The sequence below is a fragment of the Mycolicibacterium flavescens genome (assembly GCF_001722335.1).
Taxonomy (GTDB): Bacteria; Actinomycetota; Actinomycetes; order Mycobacteriales; family Mycobacteriaceae; genus Mycobacterium; species Mycobacterium flavescens.
This window is the reverse complement of record NZ_MIHA01000001.1, coordinates 299,081-318,908: the sequence shown is the minus strand read 5'-3', so window position 1 is coordinate 318,908 and position 19,828 is coordinate 299,081. Positions and strand designations below refer to the sequence as shown.

The following is a 19,828-nucleotide window of genomic DNA, read 5'->3' as shown; positions in this document are numbered from 1 at the left end:
CGAAGATTTCACCGACGACGAAGGGACGGAAATGCCGGAGTCCACCCAGACCAAGGTATTGGTACTGCTAGGAAGCCTGCGGGCGGCTTCGATCAACCGGCAGTTGGTCGAGCTGGCGATCGAGAGCGCACCCGACGGTGTGCACCTCGAGCTGTTCGACCGGTTGGCGGAGTTGCCGTTCTACAACGAGGACATCGACACCGCCGAGCCGGCCGAGCCCGTCGTCGCGCTGCGCGAGGCCGCCGCCGAAGCGGACGCCGCACTCGTCGTCACCCCGGAGTACAACGGCAGCATCCCGGGCGTGCTCAAGAACGCGATCGACTGGCTGTCGCGGCCCTGGGGCGACGGCGCGCTCAAGGACAAGCCGCTCGCCGTCGTCGGCGCGGCGCTGGGGGGTTACGGCGGCCAGTGGGCTCACGACGAGACCCGCAAGTCGTTCGGGATCGCCGGTGCGCGGGTGGTCGAGGACCTGAAGCTGTCCGTGCCCACCAAATCGCTCGACGGCCGGCACCCGCGCGAGCACGCCGAGCTCGCCGCGAACCTGCGCGACATCGTCGGAAAGCTGGTCGCCGAGGTCGGCTGACCCGACCCTCGACCCTGCGCCGGCCCGGCCCCTGGTGGCCCGGCCGGCGCTTTGCTGTCGGCGAGTCGTCAGCAAGTCGTCGGCGCGGACCTGTCGGTGCCCGGTGGCAGGATCGAGGGTGCACCGCGACACACCGGCCAGATGTGACGTGCGACACGCCGGGGCGTGTCGGCCCGAAAAGCTTACGACCTGGGAATTTCAAAAATGTCATTCAGAACATCTTGTATCCCTTCGCAATGTCGGACACTAGGTGTAGTGTTCCGAAGCACCGAAGGCCCCCGCGATTCCCACGCTCTCAAGGGCCGGACGGAGCCTCCCAAACCGGGGGATCGGGTCATCCGACACCGGCGACGGCGGCTCCGGACGGCAGGGAATTCTCCCGGCCTCCGGACCGCTGATATTCAGTGAATCTCGGCAAACCGCAGTAACCCGTCAGTTGCCAGTCCCAGTTCGCACAGGAGCCGTACCGCAGATGACTCAGCCCTCGATCACCGTGTACACCAAGCCCGCCTGCGTGCAGTGCAACGCCACCTACAAGGCGCTGGACAAGCAGGGCCTCGACTACGAGGTCGTCGACATCAGCCTGGACAGTGAGGCCCGCGACTACGTGATGGCGCTGGGTTACCTGCAGGCCCCGGTCGTGGTGGTCGGCAACGAGCACTGGTCGGGATTCCGCCCGGACCGCATCAAGGCGCTGGCCGCCGTCACGGCCACGGCGTAACAGGGACACGACGAACAACTCACGGGGTAATCGAACGGGCAGAAAGGAGAAATCGATGAGCAACCTCGTCTACTTCTCCAGCGTCTCGGAGAACACCCACCGCTTCATCGAGAAGCTGGGTCTGCCCGCCACCCGCATCCCGTTGCACGGACGCATCGAGGTCGACGAACCCTACGTGCTGGTGCTGCCGACCTACGGTGGCGGCAAGGCCAGCCCCGACATCAACAGCGGCGGCTATGTACCCAAGCAGGTCATCGCCTTTCTCAACAACGAGCACAACCGGGCGTTGATCCGCGGGGTCATCGCCGCGGGCAACAACAACTTCGGCGAGGAATTCGCCTACGCGGGCAATGTGGTCTCGGCCAAGTGCCGGGTGCCGTACCTCTACCGCTTCGAACTCATGGGAACCCCGGACGACGTGGACGCCGTCCGGGTGGGATTGCAAGAATTCTGGAAGGAACAGACGTGCCACCAACCGTCACAGCTGCAGAGCCTGTAACCACCGGCGCGCACGCGCTCCCGGGGGAGATGGACTACCACGCGCTGAACGCGATGCTGAATCTGTACGACGCCGACGGCAAGATTCAGTTCGACAAGGACGTGCAGGCCGCGCGGGAGTACTTCCTGCAGCACGTCAACCAGAACACGGTGTTCTTCCACAGCCAGGACGAGAAGCTCGACTACCTCATCGAGAAGAACTACTACGAGCGCGAGGTGCTCGACCAGTACTCGCGCAACTTCGTCAAGACGCTGCTGGATCGTGCGTACGCCAAGAAGTTCCGGTTCCCGACCTTCGTGGGCGCGTTCAAGTACTACACCTCCTACACGCTCAAGACGTTCGACGGGAAGCGGTACCTGGAGCGGTTCGAGGACCGCGTCGTGATGGTGGCGCTGACGCTGGCCGCCGGCGACACCACGCTGGCCGAGAAGCTGGTCGACGAGATCATGGACGGACGCTTCCAGCCGGCCACGCCGACATTCCTGAACTCGGGCAAGAAGCAGCGCGGCGAGCCGGTGAGCTGCTTCCTGCTGCGCATCGAGGACAACATGGAGTCGATCGGCCGCTCGATCAACTCGGCGCTGCAGCTGTCCAAGCGCGGCGGCGGGGTGGCGTTGCTGCTGACCAACATTCGTGAGCACGGCGCGCCGATCAAGAACATCGAGAACCAGAGTTCGGGCGTCATCCCGATCATGAAGCTGCTCGAGGACTCGTTCTCCTACGCCAACCAGCTGGGGGCGCGGCAGGGCGCCGGCGCGGTGTACCTGCACGCCCACCACCCCGACATCTACCGGTTCCTCGACACCAAGCGCGAGAACGCCGACGAGAAGATCCGGATCAAGACGCTGAGCCTGGGCGTGGTCATCCCCGACATCACCTTCGAGCTGGCCAAGAAGAACGAGGACATGTACCTGTTCTCGCCGTACGACGTCGAACGCGTGTACGGGGTGCCGTTCGCCGACATCAACGTCACCGAGAAGTACTACGAGATGGTCGACGACGCGCGCATCCGCAAGACCAAGATCAAGGCGCGCGAGTTCTTCCAGACCCTGGCCGAGTTGCAGTTCGAGTCGGGTTACCCGTACATCATGTACGAGGACACGGTGAACCGGGCCAACCCGATCGACGGCAAGATCACCCACTCGAACCTGTGCTCGGAGATCCTGCAGGTGTCGACGCCCTCGGAGTTCAACGAGGACCTGTCGTACGCCAAGGTGGGCAAGGACATCTCGTGCAACCTGGGCTCGCTGAACATCGCCAAGGCGATGGACTCGCCGGACTTCGCGCAGACCGTCGAGGTGGCGATCCGCGCACTGACCGCGGTGAGCGACCAGACGTCGATCGCGTCGGTGCCCTCGATCGAGCAGGGCAACAACGACTCCCACGCCATCGGGCTGGGGCAGATGAACCTGCACGGTTACCTGGCGCGTGAGCGGATCTTCTACGGCTCCGAAGAGGGCGTCGACTTCACCAACATCTACTTCTACTGCGTGCTGTATCACGCGCTGCGCGCGTCGAACCGCATCGCGATCGAACGCGGCACGCACTTCAAGGGATTCGAGAAGTCGAAGTACGCCAGCGGTGAGTTCTTCGACAAGTACACCGAGCAGGTGTGGGAGCCCAAGACCGACAAGGTCCGCAAGCTGTTCGCCGACGCCGGCATCCGGATCCCCAACCAGGACGACTGGTCGCGGCTCAAGGAGTCGGTGCAGGCGCACGGGATCTACAACCAGAACCTGCAGGCGGTCCCGCCGACGGGGTCGATCTCCTACATCAACCACTCCACCAGTTCGATCCACCCGATCGCCAGCCGGATCGAGATCCGCAAGGAAGGCAAGATCGGCCGCGTCTACTACCCGGCGCCCTACATGACCAACGACAACCTGGAGTACTTCCAGGACGCCTACGAAATCGGCTACGAGAAGGTCATCGACACCTATGCCGCGGCAACCCAGCATGTGGACCAGGGGCTGAGCCTGACGCTGTTCTTCAAGGACACCGCCACCACGCGCGACGTGAACAGGGCGCAGATCTACGCCTGGCGCAAGGGAATCAAGACGCTGTACTACATCCGGTTGCGCCAGATGGCCTTGGCAGGCACTGAGGTGGAAAATTGCGTCAGCTGTATGTTGTAGCTCGCTGACAGCGCGGCAATGTCGTGACTGACGAAACCCCGGTCGGAGGCGTGATCTATGGGATCAGGCTCCGGGGTTCGTTTACCGCTACGTGGGTCTGACGACCAAGAATGCCGAGATTCGTCTCAGGCAGCATGTCAAAGTTGCCAGGTCGGGCAGAAAGACGCCGTTCTATGACTGGCTTCGAGTTCATGACGGTGATGACATCGTCGCGGATGTTCTGCAGCAGGTTATCGGCCTCGAAGAACTAGGGCAGGCGGAAGTCGCTTGGATCGAGCGCCTCCGGGGGGAAGGGCACCCGTTGCTCAATCTGTCCAAGGGCGGTTTAGGGCCCATGGGAATCGTATGGACGGCGGAAATGCGTGAAGCCGCAAGAATTCGGTCGACGGGTCGAAAAGGAGTGAGTAGATACGCGGCGGAGAATCCTTTCTACGGACGGACGGACGCATGCTGTTGAGCAGCGCGCAAAATGGGCGAAACAACGCAAAGGACAGAACTCAGGTCCCGAGAATCCCAACTTCGGGAAGTTCGGAGCCGATCACCCGAGCTTTGGTCACGTCATGTCGGAAGAGGCTCGTGCCCAGTTGGCCGAACAGCGGCGAGGCGCCGCCAATCCGAATTTCGGGCGCCAAGCCAGTGCTGAGACCCGCGCAAAGATGTCGGCAGTGCGGAAGGGGCGGCCAATGCCGTCGAGTAAGCGCAGTGCGCATACGAGGCACCACACGAACAAGGGCATCAAGAAGGAGACGTGTCGGTACTGCAACGAAGACTCGGCATAAGCTGGCCGGCTTCCTCCCGAATCACTAGGTACCGGAGGATCATCAGATGTCGACGACCGTCGAGGCAATTCTCATCACCGCGCTCGTTCTCGGGATCGTGTTCGCACTCTTAGCTCTGATCTTCGTATGGGAGACATGGGTCAAAGGCTCGCGACTGGATCGGCGCATAGACGGCTTCTTCGACCGACTCAGCGACAAGTTCTTCCGGTGACGACTGACGTCAGCGGGCCTGCTCGGCACGCTGCGACTTCAGGCGCCGCTCTTCGCGCAGCACGTTCTGGTAGCTCTCACGCTCGGCGACCAGCCACTCCGGCATCTCCTCCAGCAGCGCGGTGATCTGCTCGGTGGTGAGCGCTTCGGTGACGCCCCCGCGTGCGAGACCGGCGATCGAGATGCCCAGCTTCGCGGCGACCAGGTTCTTCGGGTGCGGACCGTTCTTGCGGAGGTCCTTGAGCCACTGCGGCGGGTCCGCCTGCAGGGCCTCGAGTTCGCCGCGGGTGATCGGGTTCTGCTGGAATTCCCCGGGAGTCGCGGGCAGGTACACGTCCAGCTTCTTCGCCGCCGTCGCGGGTTTCATGGACTGCGTGTTCGGCCTGCTCATAGCCCCAGCGTATCGGTAACCTGAGGCAGTGACCGCGCCGTCCCTGACCCTCGGCTACGTGCCCGGCGGGACACCCGCGAAATGGGTCCGGCACTGGGCGCAGCGCCACCCCGACGCGCCGCTGCAGCTGTGCGCCGTCGCCGCGGCCGATGCCGCCGACGCGCTACGGGCCGGTGACGTCGACGTCGCGCTGATCCGGCTACCCGCAGACACCGGCGGGCTCTCGGTCATTCCCCTCTACGAGGAGACGACGGTGGTCGTCGCGCCGACCGACCATCTCGTCAGCGCCGCCGAGACGGTCACCGCCGCCGACCTCGCCGCCGAGCCGGTACTGCTCCCACTGGACAACGTCGTCGCCTGGCCCGACGCGCCCGGAACGCCGATCGAACACCAACCCGAAAACACCGAGGCCGCAGTCGAACTCGTCGCCGCCGGGATGGGTGTGCTGATCGTCCCGCAATCGCTGGCCCGGTTGTATCACCGCAAAGACCTGACCTACCGGCCGATCACCGACGCTCCCACGTGCCCCGTGGCGCTCGCCTTCCAGGACGGCCCGCAGTCGCCGTTGCTCGAGGAGTTCATCGGCGTCGTCCGCGGCCGCAAACCCGGTTCGTCGCGCGGACAGGCGGCGACTCCACCCAAACGCACCGCGCGCGAAAAGACCCTCGCCAAGCAAGCCGCCCGTGCGGCCGCGGGCAAGGTGGCGCGCAAACCGGGCCGGCCCGGTCGCGGCCGTCGCTGACACGGCTCGGAGAAGGCGCAACCGGTTAAACTCGGTTCAATGGTTACCGTCGCCGACCTGCGCATTCGACCCCGCAAACCGTGGCAGCATGCGCACTTCATCGGCGGGCATCCGGTCCTGGACCTGGCCAACACCGTGGCCGACCGGCGAAATCCGTTAGCCGACAACGAATTGCTTAAAGCTCCAGCCGATGCACTGTCGTGGTGTCAGTCGGTCGGTCTGATGGGACGCATGCCGCGGCTGCCCGCAACGACGGCCGACACCCTGGTGCGCGATCTCCGCGAGGTCCGCGAGCAGGTGTGGGCGGTATTCGCGGCGGTGACGCGGGCCGAACCACTGCCGGGCGCGGAACTGGGCGACCTGCTCCGGCGAGCCGCGGACGGCGCCAGTGCCGGCGACATTTCCGCAACCGGCCACGATCTCAGCATCGACTGTAGGGCGCCGCAGGCCATCCCGGCGGTCCTGGCGATGTTCGCAGTGCACGCGGTGTTCACGTTGCCGCCGGACCGGGTCAGGACGTGCAACCGCTGCGGCTGGTTGTTCCTCGACTCGTCGCGCGGCGGGCGGCGACGCTGGTGCAGTATGAGCACCTGCGGTAACCGCGAAAAGGCCAGCCGGCACCGCAGCCTCGTCACCTGAGCACGCGACGCATGATCGGACGGTCCTTACGACGCCGCGCGATCTCGGTGAAACCGGCTTCGCGAAACGCACTCGCGATACCGGTCATCGCGGTGTCGGCACCGGCGCGGCGGCCGTCGGGCGGATCCACGGGATAACCCTCGACCGCGGGGTAGTCGCGCGCCGCGGCGTAGTCGCAGACGGCGTCCAAGACCGACGGAAGAAGACCGCTTCGCCGGTGTGCGCGCGCCACCAGCACGCAGGCGATGGCGCAAACATCCTCATCGTCAACGGGTTTCAGCAGCGGCGACCGGACAAGGCGCGGGAACTCGTCGCGCGGCCCGAGCGAACACCACGCGACCGCAGTCGAGTCCCGGTAGACGACGACACCGGGTGCCCTCTTTCGTCGGGCGAGGCTTTTCATCGCCCGCTTGTTGCCGTCACCTCTGCCGTCCGTCCACTCGGCGATCGACAGTCGCCAGTGCATGCACCAGCAGCCCCTGGCGCCGCCGTTGGAGCCGAGGACGCCGACGAAGTCGTCCCACGTGCCGCTGGTCAGCTCTCGAGTCGTCAGCCCCGTCATGATGCACCTCTCTAGATCAAGTAACTGTTATCTACCCATTCAACGGTTACTCAATCTCGGCGGCAGAACCGCGTGGACTCCAACGGTTTTCAGCTGGTTACCAGCATTTTCACAGGCTGGGTGAGGTCGTCGTTTGCTGCGATCATCAATCTCCATGAAACGTTTCAAGATCGGCGCCGTTTCGCTATCGTCGTCGCGGGTACGCACGAGTGTGCGCTCGGCCACACCACGTGCCGCCAGTGACGTGCGCCCACTCCGTGTGACCACCGAAAACGAAAGGCGAGGGGATGACCGCAGCGACCAAGCCGCCCTTCTTCAGCCGCGACCGGATCATCGCCTCGCCGGGCTGGAGCCGCTGGCTGGTGCCTCCCGCGGCACTGTCGATCCACCTGTCGATCGGCGCCGCCTACTCCTGGAGCGTGTTCAAGAACCCGCTGGAGGGTGCGCTGGGGATCTCCGGCACGCTCAGCGCGCTGCCCTTCACCGTCGGCATCGTCGTGCTCGGTGTCTCCGCGGCGATCTTCGGCACCTGGGTGGACCGCAACGGCCCACGTGCCGCGATGTTCGTTGCGATGTGTTGCTTCTGCGGCGGCTGGTTGATCGGCTCAGCGGGCCTGGCGATCGGACAGTACTGGCGGCTGGTGCTTCTGGGCTACGGGCTGGTCGGCGGCATCGGGTGGGGCATCGGCTACATCTCGCCGGTCTCCACGTTGATCAAATGGTTCCCCGACCGGCCCGGGATGGCGACGGGCCTGGCGATCATGGGCTTCGGCGGCGGCGCGCTGATTGCCTCCCCGTGGTCGACGGCAATGCTCGACGTCTTCGGCACCGAGTCCTCGGGCATCGCCAAAACCTTTCTCGTACACGGCCTCGCGTACGCGGTGTTCATGTCGCTCGGCTGGCTTCTGGTGCGCGTCCCGCGTTCTGACTGGAAACCGCACGGCTGGACGCCACCGGCGCCGTCGGAGGCCGACTCGATTGTCACCGGAGGACAGGTCTCGGCGAACAACGCGGTCAAGACGCCCCAGTTCTGGCTGCTGTGGGTTGTCTTGTGCTTCAACGTGACCGCCGGTATCGGCATCCTGGAGAAGGCGTCACCGATCTACCAGGACTTCTTCCCCGCCGCGGGGGCTGCGGCCACCGCACTGGCCGCGGCTGCGGCAGGGTATGTGGCGCTGCTGTCGTTGTCGAACATGCTGGGGCGCATCGGTTGGTCCAGCCTGTCGGACAAGATCGGCCGCAAGAACGCCTATCGGATGTACCTGGGCGTCGGGGCGCTGCTCTACCTGACGATCACGCTGATGGAGAACTCGAACAAGGTCGTGTTCCTGGTCTCCACCATGCTGATTCTGTCTTTCTACGGTGCGGGTTTCGCAACCGTGCCCGCCTACCTTCGCGACCTGTTCGGCACCTACCAGGTCGGCGCCATCCACGGCCGACTGCTCACCGCGTGGTCGGCGGCCGGCATCCTCGGGCCGATCCTGGTGAACGCGGTCGCCGACAGCCAGGAGGCCGCGGGCAAGTCCGGCCCCGGCCTGTACACGATGTCGTTCTCGATCATGATCGGGTTGCTCGTCGTCGGCTTCGTCTGCAACGAGCTGATCCGTCCCGTCAACGACAAATGGCATGAAGCCGCGGACGTCAAAGACCAACTGCAGGAGGCGAAGCGATGACCGAACAGTCCGCCGAATTGCACGAGTACCAGGAAACCGTGCCGAAGATGTACATCGCGCTGGCGTGGGTGTGGGTCGGCGTGCCGTTCGCCTACGGGGTCTACGAGTTGCTGATCAAGGTCAAAGCGCTCTTCGTCACCGGCTGACTCGGTCGGCGGGCATCACCGTCGCCAGTGTGGTAAGACCGTGCAACGAGTTCTGTCAGAACTCGAGGCAGACGGGGGAATGGCCATGGCACACTCGCGGATCGCATACCTGCTCGCAGGTGCCCTCATGGCCGTCGCGTTGGGCGCCGCACCGACCGCCCATGCGGAGATCACCGGCTTCACGTCGCCATCGGGCAACATCGGCTGCGTCCTCGACGTCGATCACGTCAGGTGCGATATCCGCGAACGTGACTGGGCTCCGCCGCCGCCACCCGCCGACTGCCATCTCGACTACGGCCAGGGCATCGTTCTCCAACCCGGCCGCGGGGCCTGGTTCGTCTGCGCCGGCGACACCGCGCTCGCCGCCGGCGCACCGCTCGCCTACGGCCGATCCGCCTCGGCCGGGGTGCTGCGCTGTGACAGCGCCGAGTCGGGCGTGACGTGCCTCGACGTCGAAGACGGCCACGGCTTCACGATCTCGCGGCAGGGCTACCGGCTCTTCTGAGCCCCGGCCGGGTTGGTCGCTCGGAGCCCGACGACCTGTGCGCCAAACTCACCGCGAACATGAGCGAAAAGCAGTGGGACGAATGGGTCTCCCCGGACATCGACTACATCAAGACGTGTCCGGAGCTACCGATCGCGCCGGATTGAGTCAATCCGAAACCGGGCCCTGGTAGCGACGTTCGAACTGATCGGCAGGCACCGGCCACTGTTCGTCGTGCTCACCGCGGACCACCCAGTCGCCGGCCGACGCGGTTACCGGACCCTCGAGCGTGTCGATCACCTCACCGTCGCGGGCGGGGCGGGCCGCGGCGAAACCGGACCGGCGCCACCGGTCGCCGCCCAGGTGTTCGTAGCGCGACCGGAAAATGTCGTCGCGCACCGACCACCATTGTCCGCCGTCGGGGTCGCGCACCGCCCAGTCGCCCGCACTGGCCTTCATCGAATCCCCGGACGACGCGGTCCACGTCCACGGCTCGTCACGCTTTTCGGCTATCACGGTCCCGGTGCGTCGAAAGCGTTGCCACGGAATGCCGTTCGACGCGGCATCGGTGACCGGTCGAGACCGGTAACCGAGCTCGCGCATGGCCGTCAGGGATGCCGCCAGACTGCTCAGTGACTTCGACAGCAGCGCCGGTTCGGATTCGACGACGCTCCAGTCGACCAACTTGTCGTGGATCTTGCGGGCGTCGTCGCGCACCTTTCCGTGCCGCCATCCGTGCTTGCGGTAGTAGCGGCACCAGTCCTCGTGCTCGGCGCGCGCCATGGCGAGCGCCCGGTCGCGGTCGAAACCCAGCCGGCGCAACTGTTCCAGCGGTTCCAGTCCCCGCAGCTCGGCGATCGATACTTCGTCGGACTCGGCGCCGAACGTGTTCCAGGTGTGCCCGCCGATCGCCTCGACGATCCACAGGGTCGTCTCGACCTGCCGCCGGTTGGACCCGCGGTAGAACTCGTCGAGGTCCTGCCACGGCGCGCTCGCGGCGGTGCGATGCCCGACGGCGGAGGCGTAGCGCTCGTGGATGAGCCGAGCGGCGCGCTCCCACGCGTCGTGCGCCTGGCCCTGCGGCAGATCCATGCTGAGCCGGAACGTGCGCAACCTGCCGACCAGCGCGGCGCGCTCGTCGGAGCCGACAGCCTTCGGGTCCCACGCCCAGATGCTGGTCGCAGGCAGCCGCGCGGCCAGGCGTGTCGCGGTGGTCGGATCGAGTGCGGCCGAGTCGACCAGGATCACCGCCGTCGTGGCCGGGTCACCGCCCTCGACGAGATCCAGCACCGTCGCGACCGAGGGCTCGGCGGCGACGACCTCGACGGTGAGGCGGTCCGGCGGAAAGCCGGCCTGTCGTAGGCAGTGCTCGTGGTCGCGGCGGTATTCGTCGGCGTTGACAGCGACCAGAATCAGCTGGGGGAGCGAGGCTTCGGTCTCGCCGGCGTGGTAGTCGCGCTCCAGGCGACGCTGTGCCAGGTCCGCGCACAACGCCAGCGTCAGCGCCGACGATCCGCACACCAGCAGCCGGGAGCTGCGGTCGGCGACGATCCGGTCGAGCAGGCGCCGTGCGGTCACCTCGTACTTGCCGACCGCGTCGGCGGCCCACCGGGTGTCGGTGCCGCCGAAGTGCTGGGCCCGCCACGCCATGGCCTGCCACGGGTCGTCGATCCGCATGATGAGGGGAATCCGTTGACGCCCATGCGTTTCCGGGATCGCACTGCTGATCGCCGTGAGGCGCCGCAGGTTGGTCGACGGGTCGGCCGACAGCAGGTAGAGCCGGTCGAGTCGGCGCCACAACTGCAGCGCCGGCAGAGTCTCGGGGTGGCTGAGGTCGGCGGTGAGCACGCGGGCGCCGCGGGTGCGCGCGGCGTGCACACAGTGCCGGTCCGGTATCGAGGTGACCACGACCAGGGTGCTGCGACGTCCGAGGGTGTCGGCGACGGCCTCGACCATCGACAGGCTGTCGTCGTCGAGGCCCACCGCCACCGTCACGGCCCGGGCGAAGCGGACGCGCAACCGGTCCACCCGGCTGCGGAACAGTGCGGCGGCCACGCCGATCACGCTGAGGAAGATCGCGGCGAGCGCGGACAGGCGGGCGATCTCCAGCGCCACCGGCACCGGCGACGGACATGCGCCCGCCTCGGTTTCGAGCGCGCCGGTGCCGCCCTTGACGACTCCCACGGCGCCGATCAGCGGCGCGAAAAAGAACGGGTGCGACGAGTCGTGGCACCGCCAGAACGAGGCCAGGCTCAGCACCAGGCTGATGGTCGCCAGCCCGGCGACCACGGCGAGCGGCGCGCCGGTCTCCCGGTTGCCGTGCGCGCGAAAGATCCCGATCCCGACGATCAGCAACAGCAGCACGACGACCGCGATCGAGGGCACCGACACGGGGACCGGTTCGCCGAACCACCGCACCGCGCTCGGAACACGTTGACGCAGTTCCGGATAGAGGGCGATCACGGCGAGGTAGATGAGGAGCAGGAAGGTCACCGCGGTGACCGACGTGCGCGCGACCGTCGCCCCCCTGACCGCGCCACCCATACGCGGAGTCTAGACAGCAGAGCCCGTTTTCTGCGGCGCCAACTGCACGCTTGCTATCAGAGGTAAGCCTTGCCTCACTCGGTCGGGCGGTCTACATTTAGCGGAAAGATTTCCTCTAAATAGGAGACCGGGTCATGTTCAGGCGTCTGTGCGTAGTGATGGCGACAATCGCCGTGGCATCCTCCGGTTTTGCGCCCGCGGCGCAGGCCCAACCCGATCCGGTCCAGGAGTTCGCCATCACTTCGGAGGTGCCGTCGCTGGCCGAACTCGACGCGCAGATCCGGCTGCTGGTCGGCACGCCGGCCCCGGATTCGGTCAAGGCCGCTCAGCTCGAGGGCGGCAGCCGCGCGGTCGTCGTGCCGAAGATGGTCTACCGGATCGGGTTCTTCCGGCCGCCCCGCGGATCCAGCGTGGTGACCGGCCCGGAGACCCACGACGGCGACCGGCACACCGCGGTCATCAACGCCAGCCGGCAGGGCGCCCCGACCGTCCAGGTCGAGGCCGAGTGGCGCCGCATCGACGGCCGGTGGAAGCTGGCGAGCAAGTCGCTGTGCAACGGCATCAAGACCCTCGGCCTGCCGATCCCGTGCAACTTCCAATGACGATCGACGCCGTCGGGGTGACCAAGTCCTTCGGTCGCCGCCGCGCCGTCGACGGCGTCACGGTGAGTTTCCCGGCCGGGGCGGTGACCGCGCTGCTCGGTCTCAACGGCGCGGGCAAGACCACGCTGCTGCGGATCCTCGGCGGACTGACCCGGCCCGACACGGGGACGGTCACGGTGTGCGGGACGCCGGCCGGTGCGGACCCGCTGCTGTCGGGCTTCCATCTGGGACCGGCCGCCATGAACCCGGGTCACACGGTGCACCGCCATCTGCGCTGGCTCGCAGCGCTTTCCGGGATCGGCGACGCCCGCATCGACGAGGTGCTCGCCGAGACCGGTCTCAACGACCACCGGGCCCAGCGCATCGCCGGGCTCTCGCTGGGTCTGCGTCAGCGGGTGGCCGTCGCGGGCACACTGCTGGCCGACCCGCCCACGGTGCTGTTCGACGAACCGCTCAACGGTCTCGACGTGCCCGGCATCGTCTGGTTCCGGTCGCTGGTCCGCGAGCTCGCCGACCGTGGCCGCACCGTCGTCGTCGCCACCCATCTGCTCGGCGAAGTGGCGCTGACCGCCGACCACATCGTGTTGTTGCGCGACGGGCGCGTGCACGCCACCGGCGACCTCGGACAACTCACCCCGGCAGGTGCCGACACCCGCGAATGGCTCGAGTCGACGCTGCTGGAGTGCGCATGATCGCCGGCGCCGTAGCGCGCAACGTACGCGCCGAACAGATCCGCACCGGCGGGTGCAGCAGGCTGTGGACCGTCGAGATCCCCGCCGCCGCTGGGATCCCGGTGGCGATCACGTTCGCCGTCGCGCTCATCGCGGAGTCGTTTGCGCGCATCCCGGGCCAGATCTCGGTGCTGCAGGTGACCACCTCGAATGCCGCCTACTGGGTCATCACGATCACCGTTGCGATGGTCGCCGTCGCAGGCGCAGACGGTCAGACAGCCGAAAACCGTTACCACGCAGGTGAGTACGTCCGGTTGGCGATGCCGCGGCCCTGGCCTGTGCTGACCGGTCGGTGGCTGTTCTACGGCGTGGTGGGCGCCGCCGTCGCCGCGGCCACCGTGGCCGTCGTGCTCATCGGTCTGCCGGTCATCGCACCTACGGTCTATGGACCGGTGTCGATCGGCGACGACGTCGGTGTGCGACTGTTGTGGTCGGTCCCGCTGCTGGCGTTCTTCGCCGCCGGGGCCGGTGTCGGGGTGGGCGCGCTGGTCCGGTCGCCGCTCGGCGCGGTGGGCGCGATCCTGTTGTGGGCGTTCGTGGTGGAGAGCGCGGCCGGTTATCTGCCCAGCGGGGCGACGCTGCAACGCTTTCTGCCGCTCCTGAACGCGGTGTACGGCACCGGTCAGGACAGCGTGCTGACTCCGCCGTGGGGTCCCAACGCCGCGCTGGTGTACGCATGCTCAGTGTTCACGGCGATCATCGCGATCGCCGCTGTCGAAAGGACGGTTCGAAAATGACTGATAGAGAGGCACTTCCGCTGGCGCAGCGGCCCGACGCAGATCTTCCCGGACACTGGCTGCTGGCCCGGCTGGGCAAGCGGGTGCTGCGCCCCGGCGGACTCGAACTGACCAGCCGACTGCTCGGTGCGGCCGGGATCACCGGTGCCGACGTCGTCGAACTCGGCCCCGGCCTGGGCCGCACCGCGACCGACATCGTCGCGCAGCATCCGCGTTCCTACGTCGGTGTCGACGACACCGCGGCGGCCGGTGAGGCGGTGCGCAAGATCGTCGCACCCGTGAACGGGAAAGTCGTGGTCGCCAACGCCGCCGAGACCGGGCTGGCGTCGGACAGCGCCGACGTGGTGATCGGCGAGGCGATGCTGACCATGCAAGGCGACAAGGACAAACGCGCGATCGTCGCCGAGGCGTTCCGGGTGCTGCGGCCGGGCGGGCGCTACGCGATCCACGAGCTGGGCCTCGCGCCCGACGACATTGCGCAGGACACCAAGGATGAAATCCGCCGCGACATGTCGCGTGCGATCAAGGTCAACGCCCGGCCGCTGACCACAGCGGAGTGGGCGGCGCTGCTGACCGACGCCGGGTTCACCGTGGACACCGTCGACCACGCGAAGATGGCGCTGCTCAACCCGGCGCGCGTGTTGGCCGACGAGGGACCGCTCGGCGCGTTGCGGATCGTCGGAAACCTGATCCGCCGACCGGCCGCGCGCAAACGGGTCATCGGGATGCGCAAGACGTTCCACCGGTATCGGCACACGCTGACCGCGGTCGCGCTGGTCGGCGTCGTGCCGGAGTCGTGACAGACTCGGGTCATGTCAGTGCCGCGACATGACGTCGACGCGCCCTCGGAGCGGGCCGTCGGCCAGCAGCGCCGGAAAGTGCTGAACCTGCTGCAGAACGCGACGGCCGCCGTCGACGCCCAACAGGTCGCCGACGCGCTGCAGATCCACATCACGACGGCGCGGTTCCACCTGGCCACGCTCGAGGAGCAGGGCGTGGTGCGGCGCGGCCACACGGCCAGGGCCGGTCGCGCGGGCCGGCCGCGGGTGACTTATGAGGTCGCGCCGCGGCTCGACTACGCCGACATCGTCGCGCTGTTCGCGACGCATCTGGGCGGCACACCGCAGGAGCGGGAGCAGCGCGCGGTGCGTATCGGTGCGGATCTGGCGCGCCGGGTCCGGCTGGCGCGGCCGCGTTCCGAGCCGACGATCGCCGACATGGTGGTGGCCACGCTCAACGAACTCGGCTTCCAGGTGCGCTCGGTGTTCAACTCGTTCGGCGAGGTGACGGTGCAGATCTGCACCTGCCCGCTGGCGCAGGTCGCGGCGTCGGCGCCGGAGGTCGTGCGGGGGATCCAGCAGGGGCTGATCCAGGAAGTGATCGACTGCAACGCCGACGCGGTCGGCGCGAAGTATCAGGCGTCGGTGACGCCGGACCCGCACGGCGGTTCGTGCGAGGTCGGATTGGTATTGCGCCCCGAACGTTGACCGTCGGGGCAGAAAAGGAGATTTCATGACCACGTCCACCGCATTGTCGCTGCACCAGCTGGCCGACGAGCTGATCACCGCCGCCAAGGCCGCCTCGGCGGGCCGGTCGGCGCGCAGCGTGTTCGGCGGCAGCGGCAAGACGCTGCGCCAGACCGTGCTGGCGCTGGCCGCCGACCACGGCCTCGATGATCACGAAAGCCCCGGCGAGGCAACGCTGTTGGTGCTGCGGGGCCGCGTGCGCCTCGACGCGCCCAGTGGGGCGGTCGAAGGGGCGGCCGGCGACTACCTGCCGATCCCCGAGGAGCGGCACAGCCTTGCTGCGCTCGAGGATTCGGCGGTGTTGCTGACGGTCGTCGCCAAGTAGCCCGCGCTGAGTGGCCACTTAGTCAACCGCGGGATAAGTGGCCCTTCGGCCGCCGAGCTACTTCTTGATGGTGTGCTGCGGGCCCTGGGCCTTCTTGTAGAGCGCCTTGAGCATCCGGTCGCGGAACGCGGCGTTGTCGATCAGCTTGACACCGGCGTTGGCGAGCTTGGGCTGACCGATCAACTTGTGCATGTAGCGGCCGCGCCGATACTCCCGGCCCCACGCCGCCTCCATGCGCTGGGCGTAGTTGGTGAAGTCGTCGGGGCCGCCGTTCTGCAGCGCCGCGATCGCGCATTCGCCTGCGGCCAAACCGGATTCGAGCGCCTTGGAGATGCCCGCCCCGGAGGCCGGCTTGCCGGCGCCCAGCGAGTCGCCGGTGAACAGCACGCCCGGACGCCACGGCGGCCAGGCGGTGAAGCCCATCGGCAGCCGCCAGGCGCGCACACTCTTGTTCTTCTTCAGTTCCTCGATCGGCGGCAGGTTCCACTCGCGCGGCAGTGTGCGCAGGAAGTCGCCGAGGAACTGGGTGGCGTTGATCGACTGCCAATTCTTGTAGCTGTTGACGTAGCCGAGCCCGATGTTGAAGATGCCGTCGCCCATCGGGAACACCCAGCCGTAGCCCGGCAACTGGTCACCTTCGAAGACGAGCTTGAGATAGATGTCGAGGCTGTCGGAGTCCGGCCGGTTGGCCGCCATCTCCGAGCGGATCGCGATCGCCGAGTAGCCGTTGTATTCCGAGTCGATCTTCAGCGCGCGCTTGATGGGGGAGTAGGCGCCGTCGGCGGCGATCACCGCATCGCCGTAGACCTTCTCGCCGCTCTTGAGCGTGACCCCCACGACGCGGCCGTTCTCCAGGATCGGCCCGGACACCTCGGCGCCCTGACGCACCTCGGCGCCGGCGGACTCGGCGTGCTTGAGGAGGGTGGTGTCAAGGCGTTCGCGGCTGACGGTGTGCCCGTGATCAGGCATGCCGGGGCGCTTCGGGAACGACAGTTCCCACTCGCTCGGGCTGAAGACCGTCACGCGATTCACCCGGTGGTAGGTGGCGACCTCGTCGGCCAGCCCCATCTTCTGCAGATAGCTGACCGCGCGGGCGGTCAGCCCGTCGCCGCAGGGCTTGGCCCGGGGGAATTCGGCCTTGTCCAGGACCACTACCTTGGCGCCGGTCTGCGCGGCCTGCCACGCTGCTGCCGAGCCGGAAGGCCCGCCACCTGCGATGACCAGGTCGTATCGCTGCGTCATGAAACTCGTCTCGTCGTTCGGCTGTCGAAGCGATATTACTCGCGCCGCGAGCGTGTTTCTCGTCGGACGGCGTTGCCCGGCGAGCGTCACACGTAACACGCCCCAGCATGGTCTGAGCAGGTCAGCAGCGCCGGAGCGGTACAGTGACCGGGTGCGACGAGGGTCCAAGCCACGCCCCAGCGGCGAGTCGGGCGTCAAGGTGGACGCCCGCAGTGAACGCTGGCGCGAGCACCGCAAAAAGGTGCGCGCCGAGATCGTCGACGCTGCGTTCCGCGCCATCGACAACCTGGGCCCCAACGTCAGCGTGCGCGAGATCGCCGAAGAGGCCGGGACCGCCAAGCCGAAGATCTACCGGCACTTCACCGACAAGTCGGACATGTTCAGCGAGATCGGCCAGCGCATGCGGGACATGTTGTGGGCGGCGATCATCCCGAGCATCGATGTCGAGCACGACTCGGCGCGCCAGATCGTCGCCCGCGGGGTGGGGCATTACGTCGAGCTGGTCGAGCAGCATCCGAACGTGGTGCGGTTCCTGCTGCAGGGCCGCTTCGCCGATCAGTCCGCCGCCGCGATGACGACGGTGAACAAGGGCAGCGAGATCACCCTGGCGGTGGCCGACATGATCAGCGCGCAACTCAAGGACCTCGCCTCGGATCCGGCCGCGTTCGAGTTGGCGGCGTTCGCGATCTTCGGCACCGCGGCCTCGGCGACCGACTGGTGGCTCGGCGCCGACGACGACCAGCCCCGCCGCATGCCCGCCGACCAGTTCATCGCGCACATGACGACGATCATGGTCGGGGCGATCAACGGCACCGCAGAACTGCTCGGCATCAAGATCGACGCTGACCAGCCCATCAACACCGCGGTCCGCAAGCAGCAGCCCGTCGCGTGACTGACAGCGCGTGACGGCGCGTTGACACCGTCGGTCCCGTTCCGGAGACTTGCCTGAAGTACCCGGTACCGGCGTTCCCAGGAAGGGCCCACCATGACGGTTGCCGCGCAGACGAGCAATCAACCCGTGCACACCCGCACACTGATCATCGGCACCGGTTTCTCCGGGCTGGGCATGGCGATCGAGTTGCAGCGGCGCAACGTGGAGTTCCTGATCCTGGAGAAGGCCGACGAGATCGGCGGTACGTGGCGGGACAACACCTATCCCGGCTGCGCGTGTGACATCCCGTCGCACATGTACTCGTTCTCGTTCGAGCCAAAGGCCGACTGGAGCCACATGTGGTCGTTTCAGCCGGAGATCTTCGACTACCTCAAGGGCGTGACGGACAAGTACGGGCTGCGGCGCTACATCCGGTTCGGCTCGCACGTCGACCGCGCGCACTGGGACGACGATGAGCACCGTTGGCACGTTTTCACCAAGGACGGCCGCGAGTTCGTCGCACAGTTCGTCGTCTCGGGCGCCGGCGGCCTGCACATCCCGCTGGTGCCGGAGTTCCCCGGCCTCGACGAATTCGGCGGTGCCACTTTCCATTCCGCCGAATGGGATCACAGCGTCGAGTTGACCGGCAAGCGGGTCGCGGTGATCGGCACCGGGGCCAGTGCCATCCAGATCGTGCCGGAGATCGTCAGGGACGTCGCCGAGTTGCAGCTGTATCAGCGCACTCCGGCGTGGGTGATGCCGCGGCCCAACAACCCGATCCCGCAGTGGATGCGCAACATGTTCGGCACGGTTCCCGGCACCCGGCAGTTGATGCGCGCGGGCATCTACTGGATCCACGAGGGTGTCGGGTTCGCGATGACGCAGCAGCCGAAGCTGCTGAAAATCGGTGAGCTGCTGGGTAAGTGGAACATCCGCAAGTCGATCAAGGATCCGCAGCTGCGCCGCAAGCTCACCCCGGACTACCGGGCCGGCTGCAAGCGGATCCTGAACTCCGACACGTACTACCGCGGGATCGCCGACCCCCGCACGGATGTGATCACCGAGGCGATCACCCGGTTCACGCCGACCGGGATCGTGACCGCCGACGGTGTCGAACACGAGGTCGACGTCGTGGTGTTCGCCACCGGCTTCCACGTCACCGACTCGTACACCTACGTCAACATCAAGGGCCCGCGCGGCGAGGACCTGGTGGACCGGTGGAACCGCGAGGGCATCGCGGCGTTGCGCGGCATCACCGTCGCCGACATGCCGAACCTGTTCTTCCTGCTGGGGCCGAACACCGCGCTGGGGCACAACTCGGTGGTGTTCATGATCGAGTCGCAGATCCGCTACGCCGCGCAGGCGATCGCCGCGGTCGACCGGGCCGGCGCGCAGGCGCTGGCGCCGACCCGCGAGGCGCAGGACAACTACAACGAGCAGTTGCAGGCCGACCTGGCCGGCACGGTGTGGAGCACCGGCGGTTGTCGCAGCTGGTACCTCGACGAGCACGGGGTCAACCGCACGCTGTGGAGCGGGATGACCTGGCAGTACTGGTTGGCGACCCGCAAGTTCGACGCGTCCGAGTACCGGTTTCTCGGCGGGCGGCGCGCTGCGGCGGCCTGAGGACCTGCACCCGCGACGCTGCCGGATTTGCGAGTTCGGGGGCGACACGCCAGACACAACATC

22 protein-coding genes are annotated in these 19,828 nt (G+C 67.1%); 18 read left to right on the top strand and 4 right to left on the bottom strand.

Annotated elements, in window-relative coordinates:
* Positions 1–31 precede the first annotated feature (31 nt).
* From BHQ18_RS01560 to BHQ18_RS29995, 5 genes are all read left to right on the top strand, one after another.
* Positions 32–583 carry an NAD(P)H-dependent oxidoreductase gene (locus BHQ18_RS01560; RefSeq protein ID WP_069411999.1) on the top strand — a complete coding sequence of 184 codons (552 nt, stop codon included), beginning with the start codon at positions 32–34 and terminating at the stop codon, positions 581–583.
* A gap of 472 nt (positions 584–1,055) precedes the next feature.
* Positions 1,056–1,304, top strand: coding sequence for a redoxin NrdH (locus BHQ18_RS01555; RefSeq protein WP_069411795.1), 249 nt, complete (start codon positions 1,056–1,058; stop codon positions 1,302–1,304).
* Positions 1,305–1,359: 55 nt separating this feature from the next.
* Positions 1,360–1,803 (top strand): class Ib ribonucleoside-diphosphate reductase assembly flavoprotein NrdI, encoded by a 444-nt coding sequence (gene nrdI / locus BHQ18_RS01550; protein WP_069411794.1) that lies wholly within the window; start codon positions 1,360–1,362, stop codon positions 1,801–1,803.
* Positions 1,770–3,938 (top strand): class 1b ribonucleoside-diphosphate reductase subunit alpha, encoded by a 2,169-nt coding sequence (gene nrdE, locus BHQ18_RS01545; RefSeq protein ID WP_084293813.1) that lies wholly within the window; start codon positions 1,770–1,772, stop codon positions 3,936–3,938. Before nrdI ends, nrdE begins: the two co-directional genes overlap by 34 nt.
* 825 nt (positions 3,939–4,763) lie before the next feature.
* Positions 4,764–4,928: a hypothetical protein gene (locus BHQ18_RS29995; protein ID WP_165614523.1), complete on the top strand. Its 165-nt coding sequence runs from the start codon at positions 4,764–4,766 to the stop codon at positions 4,926–4,928.
* 9 nt (positions 4,929–4,937) lie between these two features.
* Here BHQ18_RS29995 and BHQ18_RS01540 read toward each other — a convergent pair whose 3' ends face one another.
* Positions 4,938–5,318 carry a DUF5997 family protein gene (locus BHQ18_RS01540; RefSeq protein ID WP_069411793.1) on the bottom strand — a complete coding sequence of 127 codons (381 nt, stop codon included), beginning with the start codon at positions 5,316–5,318 and terminating at the stop codon, positions 4,938–4,940.
* Positions 5,319–5,346: 28 nt separating this feature from the next.
* Here BHQ18_RS01540 and BHQ18_RS01535 point away from each other — a divergent pair, with 28 nt between their 5' ends.
* Both BHQ18_RS01535 and BHQ18_RS01530 read left to right on the top strand, forming a co-directional pair.
* The gene (locus tag BHQ18_RS01535) at positions 5,347–6,060 is read left to right on the top strand and encodes a LysR family substrate-binding domain-containing protein (RefSeq protein ID WP_069411792.1); all 714 of its coding nucleotides are present in this window, start codon (positions 5,347–5,349) and stop codon (positions 6,058–6,060) included.
* 39 nt (positions 6,061–6,099) lie between these two features.
* Positions 6,100–6,699: a CGNR zinc finger domain-containing protein gene (locus BHQ18_RS01530; protein WP_069411791.1), complete on the top strand. Its 600-nt coding sequence runs from the start codon at positions 6,100–6,102 to the stop codon at positions 6,697–6,699.
* Here the strand turns inward: BHQ18_RS01530 and BHQ18_RS01525 are convergent.
* Positions 6,692–7,261 carry a GNAT family N-acetyltransferase gene (locus BHQ18_RS01525; RefSeq protein WP_069411790.1) on the bottom strand — a complete coding sequence of 190 codons (570 nt, stop codon included), beginning with the start codon at positions 7,259–7,261 and terminating at the stop codon, positions 6,692–6,694. The two genes, BHQ18_RS01530 and BHQ18_RS01525, sit on opposite strands and share 8 nt — an antisense overlap.
* 287 nt (positions 7,262–7,548) lie before the next feature.
* Between BHQ18_RS01525 and BHQ18_RS01520 the strand changes: the two genes are divergently transcribed.
* The 3 genes from BHQ18_RS01520 to BHQ18_RS01515 all read left to right on the top strand — a co-directional run bounded on the left by BHQ18_RS01520 (position 7,549) and on the right by BHQ18_RS01515 (position 9,585).
* Positions 7,549–8,934 carry an L-lactate MFS transporter gene (locus tag BHQ18_RS01520; RefSeq protein WP_069411789.1) on the top strand — a complete coding sequence of 462 codons (1,386 nt, stop codon included), beginning with the start codon at positions 7,549–7,551 and terminating at the stop codon, positions 8,932–8,934.
* Entirely contained in the window at positions 8,931–9,080 is a 150-nt protein-coding gene (locus tag BHQ18_RS29990; RefSeq protein WP_165614522.1) for an MFS transporter small subunit, read from the top strand. The genes BHQ18_RS01520 and BHQ18_RS29990 overlap by 4 nt, the downstream gene beginning before the upstream one ends.
* Before the next feature lie 127 nt (positions 9,081–9,207).
* Positions 9,208–9,585 (top strand): DUF6636 domain-containing protein, encoded by a 378-nt coding sequence (locus tag BHQ18_RS01515; RefSeq protein WP_234794042.1) that lies wholly within the window; start codon positions 9,208–9,210, stop codon positions 9,583–9,585.
* A gap of 147 nt (positions 9,586–9,732) precedes the next feature.
* Here the strand turns inward: BHQ18_RS01515 and BHQ18_RS01510 are convergent, their stop codons facing one another.
* On the bottom strand, positions 9,733–12,108 hold the full coding sequence (locus BHQ18_RS01510; protein WP_069411788.1) for a hypothetical protein: 2,376 nt from the start codon (positions 12,106–12,108) through the stop codon (positions 9,733–9,735).
* Positions 12,109–12,242: 134 nt separating this feature from the next.
* Between BHQ18_RS01510 and BHQ18_RS01505 the strand changes: the two genes are divergently transcribed.
* The 6 genes from BHQ18_RS01505 to BHQ18_RS01480 are packed head-to-tail and all read left to right on the top strand — an operon-like array spanning position 12,243 to position 16,029.
* Positions 12,243–12,710 (top strand): MTB12 C-terminal domain-containing protein, encoded by a 468-nt coding sequence (locus tag BHQ18_RS01505; protein WP_069411787.1) that lies wholly within the window; start codon positions 12,243–12,245, stop codon positions 12,708–12,710.
* Complete coding sequence (locus BHQ18_RS01500) at positions 12,707–13,402, top strand: ABC transporter ATP-binding protein (RefSeq protein WP_069411786.1); 696 nt, start codon at positions 12,707–12,709, stop codon at positions 13,400–13,402. Before BHQ18_RS01505 ends, BHQ18_RS01500 begins: the two co-directional genes overlap by 4 nt.
* Positions 13,399–14,178, top strand: coding sequence for an ABC transporter (locus tag BHQ18_RS01495; RefSeq protein ID WP_069411996.1), 780 nt, complete (start codon positions 13,399–13,401; stop codon positions 14,176–14,178). The genes BHQ18_RS01500 and BHQ18_RS01495 overlap by 4 nt, the downstream gene beginning before the upstream one ends.
* The gene (locus tag BHQ18_RS01490; RefSeq protein ID WP_069411785.1) at positions 14,175–14,978 is read left to right on the top strand and encodes a class I SAM-dependent methyltransferase; all 804 of its coding nucleotides are present in this window, start codon (positions 14,175–14,177) and stop codon (positions 14,976–14,978) included. Before BHQ18_RS01495 ends, BHQ18_RS01490 begins: the two co-directional genes overlap by 4 nt.
* A 12-nt stretch (positions 14,979–14,990) precedes the next feature.
* Positions 14,991–15,665 carry a helix-turn-helix transcriptional regulator gene (locus BHQ18_RS01485; RefSeq protein ID WP_069411784.1) on the top strand — a complete coding sequence of 225 codons (675 nt, stop codon included), beginning with the start codon at positions 14,991–14,993 and terminating at the stop codon, positions 15,663–15,665.
* A 25-nt stretch (positions 15,666–15,690) separates the two neighbouring features.
* A complete protein-coding gene (locus BHQ18_RS01480; RefSeq protein WP_069411783.1) occupies positions 15,691–16,029 on the top strand; it encodes a cupin domain-containing protein in 339 nt (112 codons plus the stop codon).
* Positions 16,030–16,086: 57 nt separating this feature from the next.
* Here BHQ18_RS01480 and BHQ18_RS01475 read toward each other — a convergent pair whose 3' ends face one another.
* Positions 16,087–17,271: an NAD(P)/FAD-dependent oxidoreductase gene (locus BHQ18_RS01475; protein WP_069411782.1), complete on the bottom strand. Its 1,185-nt coding sequence runs from the start codon at positions 17,269–17,271 to the stop codon at positions 16,087–16,089.
* Between the two features lie 151 nt (positions 17,272–17,422).
* Here BHQ18_RS01475 and BHQ18_RS01470 point away from each other — a divergent pair, with 151 nt between their 5' ends.
* Together BHQ18_RS01470 and BHQ18_RS01465 are read left to right on the top strand one after the other, a co-directional pair.
* The gene (locus BHQ18_RS01470) at positions 17,423–18,163 is read left to right on the top strand and encodes a TetR/AcrR family transcriptional regulator (protein WP_069411781.1); all 741 of its coding nucleotides are present in this window, start codon (positions 17,423–17,425) and stop codon (positions 18,161–18,163) included.
* A 93-nt stretch (positions 18,164–18,256) separates the two neighbouring features.
* Complete coding sequence (locus tag BHQ18_RS01465) at positions 18,257–19,765, top strand: flavin-containing monooxygenase (RefSeq protein ID WP_069411780.1); 1,509 nt, start codon at positions 18,257–18,259, stop codon at positions 19,763–19,765.
* The last annotated feature ends 63 nt before the right edge of the window (positions 19,766–19,828 follow it).